The 16,918-nt window shown below is 66.5% G+C and carries 15 protein-coding genes; 12 read left to right on the top strand and 3 right to left on the bottom strand.

The genetic code is table 11. The features are described from left to right. Positions 1–100: 100 nt before the first annotated feature. From A9974_RS10395 to ppa, 12 genes are all read left to right on the top strand, one after another. Positions 101–4,084, top strand: a complete 3,984-nt coding sequence (locus A9974_RS10395; protein ID WP_183004005.1) for a Pls/PosA family non-ribosomal peptide synthetase — start codon at positions 101–103, stop codon at positions 4,082–4,084. 145 nt (positions 4,085–4,229) lie between these two features. Then, positions 4,230–4,832 (top strand): DUF2889 domain-containing protein, encoded by a 603-nt coding sequence (locus tag A9974_RS10400; protein WP_025140293.1) that lies wholly within the window; start codon positions 4,230–4,232, stop codon positions 4,830–4,832. Between the two features lie 10 nt (positions 4,833–4,842). After that, positions 4,843–6,003: an ADP-forming succinate--CoA ligase subunit beta gene (gene sucC / locus A9974_RS10405; RefSeq protein ID WP_025140294.1), complete on the top strand. Its 1,161-nt coding sequence runs from the start codon at positions 4,843–4,845 to the stop codon at positions 6,001–6,003. A 100-nt stretch (positions 6,004–6,103) separates the two neighbouring features. Further along, entirely contained in the window at positions 6,104–6,985 is an 882-nt protein-coding gene (gene sucD / locus A9974_RS10410; RefSeq protein ID WP_183004006.1) for a succinate--CoA ligase subunit alpha, read from the top strand. 258 nt (positions 6,986–7,243) lie between these two features. Beyond that, on the top strand, positions 7,244–7,942 hold the full coding sequence (locus A9974_RS10415) for a TerC family protein (RefSeq protein WP_183004007.1): 699 nt from the start codon (positions 7,244–7,246) through the stop codon (positions 7,940–7,942). 111 nt (positions 7,943–8,053) lie between these two features. Next, positions 8,054–8,773, top strand: a complete 720-nt coding sequence (locus tag A9974_RS10420) for a TerC family protein (protein ID WP_183004008.1) — start codon at positions 8,054–8,056, stop codon at positions 8,771–8,773. Continuing rightward, entirely contained in the window at positions 8,760–8,882 is a 123-nt protein-coding gene (locus A9974_RS29455; RefSeq protein WP_006218348.1) for a hypothetical protein, read from the top strand. The genes A9974_RS10420 and A9974_RS29455 overlap by 14 nt, the downstream gene beginning before the upstream one ends. Positions 8,883–8,891: 9 nt before the next feature. Beyond that, entirely contained in the window at positions 8,892–9,836 is a 945-nt protein-coding gene (gene hemC, locus A9974_RS10425; RefSeq protein WP_183004009.1) for a hydroxymethylbilane synthase, read from the top strand. Continuing rightward, positions 9,836–10,651 carry a uroporphyrinogen-III synthase gene (locus tag A9974_RS10430; RefSeq protein WP_183004010.1) on the top strand — a complete coding sequence of 272 codons (816 nt, stop codon included), beginning with the start codon at positions 9,836–9,838 and terminating at the stop codon, positions 10,649–10,651. Before hemC ends, A9974_RS10430 begins: the two co-directional genes overlap by 1 nt. A gap of 37 nt (positions 10,652–10,688) precedes the next feature. Further along, a complete protein-coding gene (locus tag A9974_RS10435; RefSeq protein ID WP_183004011.1) occupies positions 10,689–11,879 on the top strand; it encodes a uroporphyrinogen-III C-methyltransferase in 1,191 nt (396 codons plus the stop codon). A gap of 4 nt (positions 11,880–11,883) precedes the next feature. After that, entirely contained in the window at positions 11,884–13,500 is a 1,617-nt protein-coding gene (locus A9974_RS10440; RefSeq protein WP_183004012.1) for a heme biosynthesis HemY N-terminal domain-containing protein, read from the top strand. 33 nt (positions 13,501–13,533) lie between these two features. After that, positions 13,534–14,064, top strand: coding sequence for an inorganic diphosphatase (ppa, locus tag A9974_RS10445; protein WP_183004013.1), 531 nt, complete (start codon positions 13,534–13,536; stop codon positions 14,062–14,064). On the opposite strand, the gene A9974_RS10450 is transcribed toward ppa, so the two are convergent. The 3 genes from A9974_RS10450 to A9974_RS10460 are packed head-to-tail and all read right to left on the bottom strand — an operon-like array spanning position 14,065 to position 16,888. Next, the gene (locus A9974_RS10450; RefSeq protein WP_183004014.1) at positions 14,065–14,901 is read right to left on the bottom strand and encodes an IclR family transcriptional regulator; all 837 of its coding nucleotides are present in this window, start codon (positions 14,899–14,901) and stop codon (positions 14,065–14,067) included. A 14-nt stretch (positions 14,902–14,915) separates the two neighbouring features. Next, positions 14,916–15,680 (bottom strand): SDR family NAD(P)-dependent oxidoreductase, encoded by a 765-nt coding sequence (locus tag A9974_RS10455; protein WP_183004015.1) that lies wholly within the window; start codon positions 15,678–15,680, stop codon positions 14,916–14,918. After that, the gene (locus tag A9974_RS10460) at positions 15,677–16,888 is read right to left on the bottom strand and encodes an ABC transporter substrate-binding protein (RefSeq protein ID WP_183004016.1); all 1,212 of its coding nucleotides are present in this window, start codon (positions 16,886–16,888) and stop codon (positions 15,677–15,679) included. Before A9974_RS10460 ends, A9974_RS10455 begins: the two co-directional genes overlap by 4 nt. Positions 16,889–16,918: the final 30 nt, after the last annotated feature.

The following is a 16,918-nucleotide window of genomic DNA, read 5'->3' on the forward strand; positions in this document are numbered from 1 at the left end:
GTGCACAAGCCAGGGGCTTTTTTTTATCCGGCGCTTGAACGAAACCGCGCCTTATGGGTCAATAAGCAAAAATCCTTTTCACCGGATTGTCGCCGTACCTATGATTCTCCAAGGCCCTTATCGGCCGGATCTGCTTGTCGCGGAAACGCTGCCCGATATTCTGGAAGCCACGATCCTGCGGCATCCCGCCGCTATCGCCATTCAGTGGCTGGATCAATCCCTGACTTACGAGACCCTGGGGCGCCGCGCCGATCTGGCCGCGCACCACCTGATCGAGATGGGCGTGCGCCCCGGCGACATCGTCGGCCTGTGCCTGCCGCGCGGCGACGACTTGCTGGTGATGCAGGCGGCTATCGCCAAGGCCGGCGCCGCCTGGCTGCCGTTCGAGTCCGATACGCCTCCAGACCGCATGCTGGTCTGCCTGCAGGATGCAGGCGCCCATGGCCTGGTCGCCGGCGGCGACGTGCGCCTGGACGGCATGTTCACCTGGACCACCTGGCAGTTGTCGCAGGCCGTCGATGGCCCGCTGCGCCGGCGCGAAGGTCTGCTGCCCGAGCATCCTGCCTACGTCATCTACACCTCCGGCTCCACCGGCAAGCCCAAGGGCGTGCCCATCAGCCAGGCCAGCATCTGCCATTTCCTGCGCAGCGAAAACGAAGTGCTGGGCGTGCGCCTGGGCGACAAGGTCTATCAGGGCTTTTCGGTCGCCTTCGACATGTCGTTCGAGGAAATCTGGATCAGCTACCTGGTCGGCGCCACGCTGTGGGTGGCCCCCAAGATGCTGACCACCGACCCCGAAGGGCTGCCCGAGGCGCTGGTGCGCGAAGGCGTCACGGTGCTGCATGCGGTGCCGACCTTGCTGGCGCTGTTCGGCCGCGACGTGCCGGGCCTGCGCATCGTCAACCTGGGCGGCGAGGTGTGCCCCGAGTTCCTGGTGCAGCGCTGGGCCACGCCCGGCCGCCGCCTGTTCAATACCTACGGACCCACCGAGACCACCGTGTCGGCCAGCCTGGCCGAGCTGCTGCCCGGCAAGCCGGTCACCATCGGCACGCCGCTGCCCAACTACGGCATGCTGATCCGCGGCGAAGACGGCGCGGTGCTGCCGCAGGGGCAGACCGGCGAGCTCTGTATCACCGGCCCTGGCGTGGCTGGCGGCTATCTGGGACGCCCGGAGCTGACGGCCGAGAAATTCCTGGCCAATCCGCGTCCCACCGGCGAACACGACACCCGCATGTACCGCAGCGGCGACCTGGCGCGCATCGACGAGACCGGCCAGATCCTGTGCCTGGGGCGCAGCGACGACCAGGTCAAGGTACGCGGCTTTCGCGTCGAACTCGGCGAGATCGAGGCGGCGCTGTATCGCCAGGCCGGCGTGGGCGCGGCGGCCGTGGTGCTGCGCGACCTGGCCGGCATCGACCAGTTGGTGGCGTTCCTGACGCCCGAGGGCGATGCCCGGCTGGATCCGCATGCGCTGCGCGCGGCGCTGGCCGCCGAGCTGCCCGCCTACATGATTCCCGCCCGATTCGAGCTGGTCGCGGAAGTGCCGCGGCTGACCTCGGGCAAGATCGACCGCAAGGCGCTCAAGGCGCGCGAACTGGCCACCGCTTCCGAGCCCAGCGGCGAGGACGACACGCCGGTCTCGGCCGGCGAGCACGCGCTGTTCGAGGCGTTGCGGCCGCTGTTTCCGGGCCAGCCCCTGCGCCTGGCCAGCGACTTCTTCCGCGATCTGGGCGGCCATTCGCTGCTGGCCGCGCGGCTGGTGTCGTCGCTGCGCAAGCACCCGCAGTTTTCCGCGCTGACCATGCACGAGCTGTACCAGCATTCCATGCTGGCCGCGCTGGCGGCGCGGCTGGATGCGCTGGCCGTCGAGTCCGATGCCGCGGTCCAGGCGGCGGCGCCCGCCGGCGCCGAGGCCGCGCAGGAACGCGCGCCGGAGTGGCGCCGCTGGGCTTGCGGCCTGGCGCAATTGGCGGTGTTGCCGCTGCTGATCGGCGTGCGCATGCTGATCTGGCTGACGCCTTTCTTCACTTACCACTACTTCACCGGCGACGAGGGCGACTCGGTCTGGCGCGCGGTGGCGCTGTCGATCGCCAGCTACCTGGCTTGCAACCTGCTCAGCTTTGGCGTGGCGGTGGTGTGCAAGTGGGGCATCCTCGGCCGTCTCAAGGCGGGCCGTTATGCGTTGTACGGCTGGACCTTCTACCGCTGGTGGCTGGTCGATCGCATCCTCGACATTCCGCCCGCGCACCTCTTGGCCGGGTCGCCGCTGCAGGCCTGGTACCTGCGGGCGCTGGGCGCGCGCATCGGCCGCGATACCGCCATCAGCCGCATTTCCGTGCGGGCGCCAGACCTGCTGACGGTCGGCGACGGCGTCAGTATCGGGGCGGCCGTGAACCTGGAGAACTTCGAGGTGCGCGGCGCGCACTGGGAAGTGGCGCCCATCACCCTGGCCGACAACGCCTATATCGGCTCGTACGCGGTGGTGCAGGGCAATGTGTCGATGGAAGCGGACGCCCGCCTGGAAGGGCTGTCGTCCCTGGCGGCCGGCGCGCGCATTCCCGCCGGCCAGATCTGGACCGGCTCGCCGGCCCGGCACGATCCGCAGGCGCGCGCCCCCGAACTGCCGCCGCGGCCGGTCCGCGAGGGCCGCTGGGCGCGCCTGGACATGCTGGCCTACGCGGCCGGCGGCACGCTGATCGCGGCGCTGTTCTTCATGCCGGTGTTTCCCAGCTTCGTGCTGATCGACTGGATCGACGCGCGCTGGCTGGACCTGATGGGCTCGCGCGTCTGGTGGCCCAACGCGTTCCTGGCCTATCTGTTGCTGGCGCTGCCCGCCAGCGCCTTGCTGCTGTTCCTGACCGTGCTGGTGTCGGCCATGCTGCGCTGGGCGCTGCTGCCGCGCCTGAGCGGCGGCCGCTGGCCGGTCTACGGCCAGATCTATCTGCGGCGCTGGCTGACCAACCAGATCCAGGAATCCAGCCTGAGCGTGCTGCACGGCCTGTATGCGTCCATCTATGCGGGCACCTGGTATCGCCTGCTCGGCGCCAAGGTCGGCCGCGGCACCGAGATCTCGACCGCGATGGGTATCGTGCCCGACATGCTGACCCTGGGCCGCGACAGCTTCATCGCCGACGGCGTGATGCTCGGCGACGAGGAAATCGACCGTGGCTGGATGACCATGCGGCCCACCGTCATCGGCAACCGCAGCTTTGTCGGCAATGGCGCCTACGTGCCTGATGGCTCGGTGCTGCCGGATGACGTGCTGATCGGCGTGCAGAGCCGCGCTCCCGCCAACGCCCGCATGGCCAGCGGCCAGACCTGGCTGGGCAACCCGCCGCTGGCCCTGCCGGCGCGCGAGCAGACCGCCGGCTTCCCCGAGCACCTGACCTTCCGCCCCAGCCTGGGCCGCAAGGTGGCGCGCGGCGCGGTGGAGGGCATGCGCATGATCCTGCCGCTGGCGGTGGTGATCGCCGTGGGCTACCTGACGGTCATGAAGGTCATCCCCATTGCCGTGCGCGACGGCTTCCTGGCGGCCTTCGACGAGCTGATGCTGGCTGGCGTGCTGTACGGCGTGGGCACCTTCCTGTTCCTGGTGCTGCTGAAATGGGTGCTGATCGGCCGCTACAAACCGCGCGCCGAGCCGATGTGGACGCCGTTCGTCTGGAAAAGCGAGGCCGTGACCAGCCTGTACGAATCCATCGCCGTCCCCAATTTCTTCAATTTCTTGCGGGCCACGCCCTGGTTGCCGCTGGCGTTGCGCTGCATGGGCGCCAAGATCGGCAAGCGGGTGTTCATGGACACCACCGACGTGACCGAGTACGACTGCGTGCTAATTGGGGACGATGCGGTGCTGCACGCCTGGTCGGGACCGCAGACTCACCTGTTCGAGGACCGGGTCATGAAGATTGGCCAGGTCCGGATCGGCAACGGGGTCAATGTCGGCCCGCGCAGCACCATCCTGTACGACACCCGCGTCGAAGACGGCGCGCGCCTGGGGCCGCTGACCCTGGTGCTCAAGGGCGAAAGCATCCCGGCGGGGCAGGCATGGATCGGCAGTCCGGCCACCCCGTGGACACGGCGCTGACGCAACTGGCGCGGGCCTGGCCCGCGCCAGGCCCATCCGACGGGTTTGAAGACGGTTGGGGCAGGGCGGGCTGCGCTATACTTTGAAGGTTTTGTTGCCGCGCACCATTCATTGCCCGGCCCTTTTCGCCCCGCAGGCCCCAAGCATGCCCTTGCCACCGCCGGATTGTCCTCGCCAGCCGCTGCACACGCGTTCCATACGCGTGCAGTCGTATGCGCGCGATGACGGCAACTGGGACCTGGAAGCCGAACTCATCGACGTCAAGGCGTACGATTTTCCCAAGCGCGACGGCGAGATGTTCAAGGCGGGGCAACCCATCCACCATATGCACCTGCGCATCACCATCGACGGCGATTTCACCATCGTCGCCGCGCAGGCCGTCTATGATGCCGCTCCCTATGGCGAGCATTGCATGGCCATCGAACCCGCATACAACGATCTGATCGGCATGAACCTGCTCAAGGGGTTCCGCCGCCAGGTCAAGGAGCGGTTCGGCCATGTCGAAGGCTGTACGCACATGACCGAGCTGTCGCAGGTGCTTCCCACCGCGGCGGTCCAGACCATGGCTAACCGCCGGCGGCAGGAAAGCAACCCGAACCGGCGTCCATTCCAACTGGACGGCTGCCATGCCCTGAGCACCGGCGGCCCGGTGGTGGCTGAGCACTATCCCAAGTGGTACACCGGGGGCAGCGCTGAGGCATCGGCCGATTCGACCTCCGATTCACCTTCTCTTTCTCATACGTCCTGACAGGTAACACATGAAAATCCACGAGTATCAAGGCAAGGAACTGCTGAAGCAATTTGGCGTCCCCGTGCCGCGCGGGATCCCCGCTCTTTCCGTCGACGAGGCCGTGGCTGCCGCTGAAAAGCTGGGTGGACCGGTTTGGGTCGTCAAGGCACAAATCCACGCGGGCGGCCGCGGCAAGGGCGGCGGCGTCAAGCTGGCGCGCTCGCTCGATGACGTGCGCAAGCTCGCCTCGGAAATCCTGGGCATGCAGCTGATCACGCACCAGACCGGCCCGGAAGGCCAGAAGGTTCGCCGCCTGTACATCGAAGACGGCGCCGACATCCAGAAGGAATACTACGTGTCGCTGGTCACTGACCGCGCCACGCAGAAGGTTGCCTTCATCGCCTCCAGCGAAGGCGGCATGGACATCGAGGAAGTGGCTCACTCCACCCCCGAAAAGATCATCACCGAATACATCGACCCGCTGACCGGCCTGTCCGCCGAGCAAGCCACCAAGATCGCCAATGCGATCGGCCTGCCCGCCGACTCCACCGCGCAAGCCGTGGACGTGTTCCAGAAGCTGTACACCTGCTACATGGACACCGACGCTTCGCTGGTTGAAATCAACCCGCTGAACCGCGACAGCAAGGGCAACATCATCGCCCTGGACGCCAAGTTCAACTTCGACCCCAACGCCCTGTTCCGTCACCCGGAAATCGTCGCCTACCGCGACCTGGACGAAGAAGATCCCGCTGAAATCGAAGCCAGCAAGTTCGATCTGGCCTACATCCAGCTCGACGGCAACATCGGCTGCCTGGTGAACGGCGCCGGTCTGGCCATGGCCACCATGGACACCATCAAGCTGTTCGGCGGCGAGCCGGCCAACTTCCTGGACGTCGGCGGCGGCGCCACGGCCGAGAAGGTCACGGAAGCCTTCAAGATCATGCTCAAGAACAAGAGCGTGAAGGCCATCCTGGTCAACATCTTCGGCGGCATCATGCGCTGCGACGTCATCGCCGAAGGCGTGATCGCTGCTTGCAAGGCCGTCAACCTGAACGTGCCGCTGGTCGTCCGCATGAAGGGCACCAACGAAGAACTCGGCAAGAAGATGCTGGCCGACTCCGGGCTGCCGATCATCAGCGCCGACACGATGGCCGAAGCCGCCACCCGCGTCGTAGCCGCCGTCAAGTAAATATGCCCCCACGCCGCGCCCTCAGGCTTGCTGCCCCCCAAGGGGGCGCTTTGCACCTTGGGGCGGCCCGGCAGTACAAAGAAAATCCAAGGATTCACAAATGTCGATTCTGATCAACAAGGACACCAAAGTCATCACCCAGGGCATCACGGGTAAGACGGGCCAGTTCCACACCCGTATGTGCCGTGAGTATGCCAATGGCAAAGCCGCCTTCGTGGCCGGCGTGAACCCCAAGAAGGCGGGTGAAGACTTCGAAGGCGTGCCGATCTTCGCTTCGGTGAAGGAAGCCAAGGCCGACACCGGCGCGACCGTGTCCGTCATCTACGTGCCGCCGGCCGGCGCCGCCGCCGCCATCTGGGAAGCCGTCGAGGCCGAACTGGATCTGGTGATCTGCATCACCGAAGGCATCCCGGTCCGTGACATGCTGGAAGTCAAGAACCGCATGAAGGCCAAGGGCAGCAAGACCCTGCTGCTGGGCCCGAACTGCCCCGGCCTGATCACCCCGGACGAAATCAAGATCGGCATCATGCCCGGTCACATCCACCGCAAGGGCCGCATCGGCATCGTCAGCCGTTCGGGCACCCTGACGTACGAAGCCGTGGCGCAAGTCACCGAGCTGGGCCTGGGTCAATCCAGCGCCGTCGGCATCGGTGGCGACCCCATCAACGGCCTGAAGCACGTCGACGTCCTGCGCATGTTCAATGACGATCCCGACACCGACGCCGTCATCATGATCGGCGAAATCGGCGGTCCGGACGAAGTCAACGCCGCCGAGTGGGCCAAGGACAACATGAAGAAGCCGGTCGTCGGCTTCATCGCTGGTGTCACCGCTCCTCCTGGAAAGCGCATGGGCCACGCCGGCGCGCTGATCTCCGGCGGTGCCGACACGGCCGACGCCAAGCTGGAAGTCATGGAAGCTTGCGGCATCCGCACGACCCGCAACCCCTCCGAAATGGGCAAGCTGCTCAAGTCGGTGCTGTAAATCCGGTTGCAAGACAAAAGGCCCGCTTCGGCGGGCCTTTTTTTGTTCGCTTTTCGTTTTTCCCTAGGGAAATCCCGTGTCCATGATGCGGCCGGTGAAACATACGGAAAGCTGAACGAAACTATAATGAAAGAAATTCCGCACGTACCCAGCAAGAATGCCGTCGGGCTCGCACCAAGACGGTCAGTACGTTTTTTTGTCTTTTTCACCCATTCATTTGGTTTGTCCTAGGGGGATCACGTCCTAGGAAAGAGAGGTATGGAACTCAGTTCAGCGGCATTCTGGTTAGCGTTGCTCCAGATCATTTGGGTCAACATTCTGCTGTCGGGCGATAACGCCGTGGTCATTGCGCTGGCAGCGCGCTCGCTGCCGCCGGCGCAGCAAAAGAAAGCGATCGTGATCGGCTCGGCCGCCGCGATCATCATGCGTATCGTGCTGACGCTGGTTGCCGCCAAGCTGCTGATGCTGCCGTGGCTCAAGCTCATCGGCGCGCTGCTGCTGGTCTACATCGGCGTCACGCTGTTGTTGCCGGAAGGCGAGGACGACGGCGACGGCAAGACACACGGCAACCTGCTGACCGCAATCCGCACTATCATGATTGCCGACTTGGTCATGAGCCTGGACAACGTCGTGGCCGTCGCGGCCGCCGCGATGGGCGACACGACCTTGCTGGTCTTGGGCCTGGCGATCAGTATTCCGTTGGTGATTTTCGGCAGCACGCTGCTGCTCAAGGTCATCGAGCGCTTCCCGCTCATCGTCTGGGTCGGGGCGGCGTTGTTGGGCTTCATTGCCGGCGAACTGCTGGTGGGGGATCCGGCCCTGCAGGAGCCGGTGGCGCGCATCGACGCGGCATTGGGCATGACCCAGCACAGCTTCGGGCTCCTGACCGGGGTACTGGGGGCGTTGCTGGTCCTGGCGATCGGTAAAGTTTTGCTGATTCGCCAGAAAGCTGACTGAAAGCTGAACTACAATAATAAGTTGTTTTGAATTGGCCCGCCGCGCACAGCGCGGCGGGTCGGCCGGCACGGGGCCGGCTTTTCTATTGATAAATGCCTTCGGGGGTTCAAATTGCTTGAGTTTTTCCAGACGCTGAGTTGGGCAGCGGTATTCCAGATCATTCTTATCGACATCCTGCTTGGCGGCGACAACGCGGTGGTGATCGCGCTGGCCTGCCGCAACCTGGAGCCCAAGCAACGCATGCAGGGCATCCTGTGGGGCACCGCGGGCGCCATCATCCTGCGCGTCGTGCTGATCGCCTTCGCACTGACCTTGCTGTCGATTCCGTTCCTGAAGGTCGTGGGCGGCCTGCTGCTGGTGTGGATCGGCGTCAAGCTGCTGGTTCCCGAAGACGATGCGCATGGCAACGTCAAGGGCGGGACATCCATCGTGTCCGCCATCAAGACCATCATCATCGCTGACTTCGTGATGAGCCTGGACAACGTCATCGCCATTGCCGGCGCCGCCCAGAACGCCCACGCCGACCATCAGATCGGCCTGGTGATCTTCGGCCTGGTCGTCAGCGTGCCCATCATCATCTGGGGCAGCACGCTGGTTCTGAAGCTGATCGACAAGTATCCGCTGGTTGTTACGTTTGGCGCGGCGCTGCTGGGCTGGATCGCGGGCGGCATGCTTATTACCGATGTGGTTGTCGAACGTCAATTCGGTGTTCAGCCCACTACGGTTAAAATCGCTGCAGAAATTATCGGCGCCTTGCTCGTTGTTGTCCTTGGACGGTGGCTGGCAAGCCGCAAAACCGCTTCCAAGGAATCAGCACATGAGTCTGCGTAGATCCGTCGATCCCCAGCAATCCGAGTCGGGCCTGAGCCTGCTTCAGGGCCTGTTCGTGCTGGCCATCCTCGGGGTAGTCGCGACGGTCATCGTCTCCAACTTCGTTTGATGACGCCTCGTGTCACTGCCACAACGCCTGGTCATTGCGACCCGCGCCAGCCGGCTTGCCTTGTGGCAAGCCGAGCATGTGCGCGATCGGCTGCGCACGCTGTACCCAGCGTGCGCGGTTGAACTCCTCACTCTGACGACCCGAGGCGACCAGATCCTCGACCGCACCCTTTCCAAGGTGGGCGGCAAGGGGCTCTTCGTCAAGGAACTCGAAAACGCGTTGCTCGACGGCCGTGCCGATCTGGCCGTGCATTGTCTGAAAGACATGCCGGTCGATCTGCAGGCTCCGTTCGAGCTGTGCGCCGTACTCGATCGCGCGGACCCGCGCGACGCCTTCGTCTCCAGCCGCTATGCCACGCTGGCCGAGCTGCCGGCCGGTGCCGTCGTGGGCACGTCCAGCCTGCGCCGCGAGTCCCAGATCCGCGCACGTTATCCGCAACTGGTGGTCAAGCCGCTGCGCGGCAACCTGGACACCCGGCTGGGCAAGCTCGACCGCGGCGAATACGACGCCATCGTGCTGGCCGCCGCCGGCCTGAACCGGCTGGGCCTGACCGACCGCATCCGTTGCCTGCTCGATCCGGCCGATTGCCTGCCGGCGGCCGGGCAGGGCGCGTTGACCATCGAGATCCGCGATGATCGCGACGATCTGCGTGCCTGGCTGGCGCCGCTGAACGATGAGCTGGCCACCCTGTGCTCGCTGGCCGAACGCGCCGTGTCGCGGCGCCTGGGCGGCTCCTGTCAGGTGCCCCTGGCGGCCTATGCCGAGATCTCGGGCGACAGCCTGACCTTGCGCGGCCTGGTGGCCTCGCCGGACGGCACGCGCATGCTGCGCGCCGAACGCACCGGTCCGGTGGCGCAGGCGCAGGCCATTGGCGACGCGGTCGCCGCCGAGCTGTTCGATGCCGGCGCGCAGGCTATTCTCGACGAGTTGCTGCAAGACGCCGCACCCGACTGATGGACAGGGCCGCCGCCGCTCAAGCGCCGCGCGTGGCCGTCCTGACGCGGCCTGCCGGCCGCAACGAGGCGCTGGCCGGCCGTCTGGCCAGCGCCGGCTGGACCCCCTGCATCCTGCCCGCGCTCGACATCCATCCCTTGCCCACGCCGACCGCGGACCTGCCCCGGCCCGCTGGCTACGACATGGTCGTGTTTGTCAGCGGCAATGCCGCGCGGCTCTACCTGGACCAGCTGGCCCAGGCCGACGGTCCGGCACCGTGGCCGGACGGAGTGGCGGCCGCGACCGTGGGTCCGGCCAGTGCCGCGGGCCTGCTGGCATTGCCAGGTTTTGGCGCGAATACAACAGTTCTGCATCCCGGCGAGGACGCCGTCAGCCATGATTCCGAAGCCCTCTGGGAGGTACTGCGAGGGTTGCCGCGGCTGCCGCCGCGGGTGCTGCTCGTGCGCGGCACGCAGGGCAGGGACTGGCTGGCCGACCAATTGCAGGCGCATGGCGTCGCCGTGACACGTCATGCGGCCTATCAGCGCTGCCCCGCGCACTGGGACGAAACCCGGCTTGCCCCCCTGAGACGCTGGGCTGCCGAGGGCGTGCGGCCCACCTGGCTCATCACCAGCGGCGAGGGCGCGGATGCCGCGCGCGCCGCGCTGCAGGCCGCCGGGCTGGCCTCGTGGTGGGCGGGCTGCCGCTTCGTCCTGACGCATCCTTCGCTGGCGCGGCGCGTGCCGCAATCCGCGAATGGCGCGGCTTCGCAAGCAATGGTAAAAATCTGCTTGCCCAACGACGAGTCGATTTTCCAGGCTTTTGTTGCTGCTTGATTCGTTGCATCGGACGGACACCGAATACAATCGCGTCATGACAGACAAGACTCCCGCTACCGATCCGGCCGTTCACGCGGCTGCCCCGGGCGCAAGCGCGCCCGCATCGGCCCCGGCCGATTCCGTCAAGGCCCGTCCGGCCAAGCGCGGCAGTGGCCCGTTGGTCACCGCCCTCATCATCGTCATCCTCCTGGCCGTCGGCCTGGGCTTTGCCCTGTGGAAGCAGCGCACCCAGTTCGTCGCCGCCGGACGCGAGGTCGCCACGCGCCTGGACACGCTGACGGCCGACGTGGCGCAAGCCCGCAAGGACACCCGCGAAGCCCTGGCGTTGGCACAAGCCCAGGCCGGCCGCCTGGGTGACCTCGAAGAATCCGTGCGCGAAACCCAAAGCCAGTACAACGCCCTGCAACAGGCCTGGCAGAACTTCAACGACAGCGCCAGCGACGAACTGCTGGCCAACGACGTCGAACGCCTGCTGACCATCGGCAGCCAGCAGTTGCGCCTGGCCGGCAACGTGTCCAATGCCATCGTCGCGCTGGAAACCGCGCAATCGCGCCTGGCGCGGGCCGACCGCCCACGCTTCTCCAGCCTGCAGCAAGCCATCAACGGTGATCTGGACCGCCTGCGCGCCGTGTCCACCGTCGATATCCCGGCCCAATCGGCCCGCATCGAGCGTCTGACGGCCCTGGTGAGCAAGGCGCCGCTGTTGGTGCCGGACGCCGCCGCGCCTGGTATCGCTGCCGCCAGCGAGACCCGTCCCGTGGCCCCGGCCCCGGCGGTCGACCCGCAGGCTGACCTGCCCGCCGATGCGCCCTGGTGGCAGCGCTGGCGCGCCGAAGTGGCCTCGTGGCCCGGCCGCGCCGGTTCCGCGCTGGCGCACGAGCTGGGCGGCCTGATCACCATTCAACGCGTCGACGAGCCCGCGGCCTTGCTGCTGTCGCCCGAACAGGCCGATCAGGTGCGCGCCACGCTGCGCCAGCGCCTCCTGACCGTGCAACTGTCCATGCTGATGCGCCAGCCCGCTGTCTGGAAGAGCGAGCTCGACAACGTCGGCACCACGCTGTCCAAGTATTTCGACAACCGTTCACCCGACACCGTCGCCGCCCAGACGCTGGCGCGCGAACTGGCGCAAACCGACATCGCGGTACGCATGCCTGACGTCTCGGACAGCCTGAACGCCATCGCCGCGCTGCGCGCCGCCGGCTTCAAGAACAGCGACCAGGACTAAGGCCATGCGTACCTGGTTCTGGACTCTGCTGCTTGCCGTCATCGCTGTCGCGTTGGCGGTGGTGTTGCGCTCGCATTCCGGCAACGTGCTGCTGCTGGTCTGGCCGTGGCGCATCTCGATGTCGCTGACGCTCGCCGTGCTGCTGATCGTGGCGGCGTTCGTGGTGCTGTACGTGGGCCTGCGCGTGCTGGCCTGGCTGCTGGCGATTCCGGATCGCGTGCGGGCCTGGCGCGGCAAGCGCGCCCAGGCGCGCGACCACGAATTGCTCGAACGCGGCTGGATCGGCCTGCTGGAAGGACGCTATTCGCACGCCGAAAAAGACCTGACCAAGCTGCTCGAGCAGACCAAGGTGCAGACCCGCCGCGTGCTGGCTGCCCTGTCGGCTGCCCGCGCGGCGCATGGCCTGGGTGAATTCGACCGCCGCGACCGCCTGCTGGCCACCGCCCAGGAACACGCCGGCACCGATCCGGGCCTGGTCGAAGCCACCGCCACGGTCTCGGCCGACATGCTGCTGGACCAAGGGCGCGCCGAGCGCGCCCTGGCGGTGCTGTCGCCGCTGGCCGACGGCGGCGCCCGGCACCTGCACACCATGCGCCTGCTGCTGCGCGCCCACACCGCGCTGCATCACGACGAACAGGTCTTCACGCTGGCTCGCGGCCTGCTGCGCCGCAACGCCCTGGCCCGCACCGAAGGCGATCACCTGATCGACGCCTCGGGCGCCGCGCGCCTGCGCGCGGGCGCCGCCAGCGATGCCTGGCGCGCCATCTGGAAAGACCTGAAGGCCGAAGAACGGCTGCTGCCAGAAATCGCGCTGGCCGGCGCCTCTGCCTTTGAGGCGGCGGGCGAGGCCAACGAGGCCGCCAAGGTGCTCGAGGCCGCCATCGCCGTGAAGTTCAATCCCGCCCTGGTGGCCGCCTATGCCCGCTGCGACGCCGAGCAAGTCTCGCGCCGCCTGGCCAAGGCGGAGACCTGGCTGCAGCAACGTCCCACCGATCCCGATCTGCTGACCGCCCTGGGCATGCTGTGCCTGAACGGCCAGCTGTGGGGCCAGGCCGAACGCTACCTCTTGCGCAGCCTGTCGCGCCGCAGCGACGCGCAGACCCATGCATTGCTGGGCAGCCTGTACGACCGCCTGGACCGTCCGGCTGACGCCATGCGCCACTGGCGCCTGGCCACCGCCGCCAGCATGGCGCTGCCGGTGCTCGCCGCCGATGCGGCGCTGCCGGCCGCCGACACCGGTTCGGACCCGTACCGCCTGGACGCCGAAGGCGGTTACGCGGTAGGCCTGTCGGATGCCGATGCCGATATCGGTGGCGACTATCCCGCGCTGCCGCCTTCGGTTGCGGCCTCGGCGTCGGACTACGTGCTGGATCCGGACGCCCGGGTCAGCAAAGAGCAGCAGGCCCGCGCGCTGGCGCCGGAAGATGCGCCGGTGGTGGGCGGTACGTCCGACATCGACGAATATTTCGACAGCGCCCCGATCCCGGCCGCGGCTTTCGACAGCCCCGTGCCGAGCTACTCGCCTGCGCCGCCCGCGGCGCCGGCAACGCCCAAGCCCGCCGCGCCTGCCGCGCCGGTGCCGACCACCAAGCCGCCGTTCAAGAACGACGGTTCGCTTTGATCCTCTTTCAGTTCAGACTAACAAGGTTTAATCATGAGTCTTGATCGCGTGTCCCCCGGCAAGAAGCTGCCGGAAGACTTCAACGTCATCATCGAAATCCCCATGAACGCCGACCCGGTGAAGTACGAGGTCGATAAGGAATCCGGCGCGATTTTCGTTGACCGCTTCATGCTGACGGCCATGCACTACCCGTGCAACTACGGCTACATTCCGCAGACCCTGTCGGAAGACGGTGACCCCGCCGACGTGCTGGTGCTGACCCCGTTCCCCATCCAGATCGGCGCCGTGGTGCGCTGCCGCGCCATCGGCGTGCTGGAAATGGACGACGAGTCGGGCGGCGACGCCAAGCTCCTGGCCGTGCCGATCGAAAAGCTGTACCCCCCTTACCGCAACATCAAGTCCTACGAAGATCTGCCGACCGAAGACGTGGCTCGCATCCAGCACTTCTTCGAGCACTACAAGGACCTGGAAAAGGGTAAGTGGGTCAAGGTCAAGGGCTGGAAGGGCGTTGACGCCGCCCACGACGAAATCGTCAAGAGCGCAGAACGCTACAACAAGGCCTGATCAGGCTTTGCGCCGCGCCGGTGTTGCACCGGCCGGCGTCTTCAGGCGGCGCGGCCGCGACGGCATGATGCCGATCGCCGCCGCGCCGTTGTTTTGCGGGCCCAGCAGATTCTGCGACACCTGCGCCGCCGCGGTCTGGATGCGCGCCTGCAGCAGCGCCAGCCGGTCGGGCGGGGTGCGGGATTCGGCGGCGATGAACACCAGGCTGCCTACCACTTTCTGGTCCGGGCTGAAGATGGCCGAGCCGATCCCCATCAACCCGGGGTCGACCTCGCCGTGCGACACGCACACGCCGGCGGTGCGCAGCCGTTTCAGGTTGGCGCGAAACGCATCCCAGTCTTCCCCCAGCCCGGCTTCGCGGATTTCGGTCGCGTGCCACAGCATCAGGTTGCGCAGCTGGTAGGGCGGCAGGTTGGCCAGGATGGGCTTGGCGGTGGCGCCGCGGAACATCGGGAACGGCCGGCCGCGGGCGTAGCTGGATTCGATCGAGTTGTCGGTCCAGTAGCGGTCCACGCACATGACCTTGTCGCCGTAGTAGCTGCACAGCATCAGGTTGGCGTGCAGTTCGTCGCCGGTGGCGCGCATGACCTCGCGCGCCGCGCGCATCAGCGGATCGTGCTGGCGCAGGTGCCGGTCCAGTTCGATGATGCGCGATCCCAGCACATAGGCGCCGCCCGCGGTCGGGGTCAGCAGGCCGCTCTCGGTCAGCGACTTGAGATAGCGATAGGCGGTGGCGCGCGAGCACTCCAGATGCGCCATGACGTCCTCCTGGAAGGCGGCGGTGGTGTCGTCGCGGAAAAGATCGAGGATGGACAACATGCGATCGGGAGTGCTCATTGCTGCGGACGCGCCTAGTGAATGTGGAAGCCGCCGTTGACGTCGACCACGATGCCGGTTGAGTAGGAGGACAGATCCGAGGCCAGGAAAAGAATGGCTTGCGCGACCTCGGCCGGAGAGCCGAAGCGTTGCAGCGGAATGCCCTGTTTGAGTTCTTGTTCCCAATTTTCGCCGAATTTGCCGAGTGTCATGTCCGTTTCGATGATGCCCGGCGCCACGCAGTTGGCCCGCACACCGCGCGGTCCCAGCTCGCGCGCCAGCGCTTTAGTGAAACTGATCACGCCGCCCTTGGAGGCCGCGTAGTGCGAGCCCCCCAGCAATCCGCCGCCGCGCAGCGCGGCGGTGGATCCCAAGTTGACGATGGCCGGACGGCGGTCGCTTTCCAGCAGCCGGGGCAGGGCGGCGCGCGTGACGTTGTAGGTGCCGGTCAGGTTCACGTCGAGCATGCGGCGGAATTCGTCCTCGGCCAGATCCCAGATGCGGGTGGCGGCGACGATGCCCGCGTTGTTCACCAGCACGTCGACCCCGCCCAGCGCTTGCGCCGCCCGGGCCACGGCCTGTTCGCACGACGCCGTGCTGGACACGTCGCAATGCAGGTTGACGCGGCCGCCGGCCAAGGCCGCTTCGGCCTCGTCCGGATAGGCGTAGTCCAGCACCGCGATGGTGGCGCCTTGCGCCAGGAACTGGCTGGCGATGGCGGCGCCGATGCCGCGGGGGTTGGCGCCGCCCGTGATGATGGCCCGCTTGCCGGCCAGCAGTTGAGAAGCCCCGTCTGTCATGATTTCACCAGCGGGCAGCCGCCTTGGTTCAGCGGACGGAAGGCCTGATCGGCGGGAATCTTGCGCACCAGCTTGTAGTAGTCCCAGTCGCGCTTGGACTCGGCCGGCTTTTTCACCTGGAACAGATACAGGTCGCGCATGACGCGCCCGTCTTCGCGGATGCGGCCGTTGTCGGTCATGAAGTCGTTGATCGGGGTTTCATGCATCTTCTTGAGCACCGCTTCGGACCCGTCGGTGCCCGCCGCCTTGACCGCATTCAGGTAGTGCATCGTGGCGCTGTAGTTGCTGGCCTGCACCATCGACGGCATGCGGCCGGTGCGCTTGAAATAGCGCTCGGACCACTGGCGCGCCTTGTCGTCCTGATCCCAGTAGAACGGTTCGACCAGATTCAGCCCCTGCGCGTTTTCCAGCCCGACGCTGCGCACGTCGACGATGCTCATGAACAGGGCGGCCACGCGCTGCTTGCTGCCCATGATGCCGAACTCGAACGCCTGCTTGATGCTGTTGATGGTGTCGCCGCTGCCGTTGGCCAGGCCGATCACCTGGGCCTTGGACGCCTGCGCCTGCAGCAGGTACGACGAGAAGTCCGCGCTGGCGATGGGGTGGCGCACGCTGCCGACCACCTGGCCGCCCTTGGCCTTGACGACGGCCATGGCGTCGCGTTCCAGTGAATGGCCGAAGGCGTAGTCGGACGTGATGAAGAACCAGCTCTTGCCCCCGTCTTCCATGATGCCGTTGGCTACGCCGGTGGCGTAGGCGTAGGTGTCGTAGGTCCAGTGGATGCCGTTGGGCGAGCAGGCTTTGCCGGTCAGGTCGGCCGAGCCGGCGCTGGTGAAGATCACCACGCGCTTCATCTGGCGGGTCAGGTCCTGCACCGCCAGGGCGATGGCGGAATTGGGCACGTCCAGGATCAGGTCGACTTTCTCGTTCTCGTACCAGCGGCGCGCGATGGACACGCCGATGTCCACCTTGTTCTGGTGGTCGGCCGACACGACTTCGATCGGCTTGCCCAGCACGGTGCCGCCGAAATCCTCTACGGCCATCTTCACGGCTTCGACGCCGAACTTGCCGGACAGGTCGGCCATCATGCCGGACTGGTCACCCAGCACGCCGATCTTCACGACGTCGTCCGACACCTGGGCGTGGGCCGACAGCGAAACCGCGCCCAGCGCGCAGGCGGCCAGGCAGAGCTTGAAACGGGTCTTCATGGTTTGTCTCCTTGGGGGCTTATGTCTTGT

Source organism: Achromobacter sp. UMC71 (genome assembly GCF_014170305.1).
Lineage (GTDB): Bacteria > Pseudomonadota > Gammaproteobacteria > Burkholderiales > Burkholderiaceae_B > Achromobacter.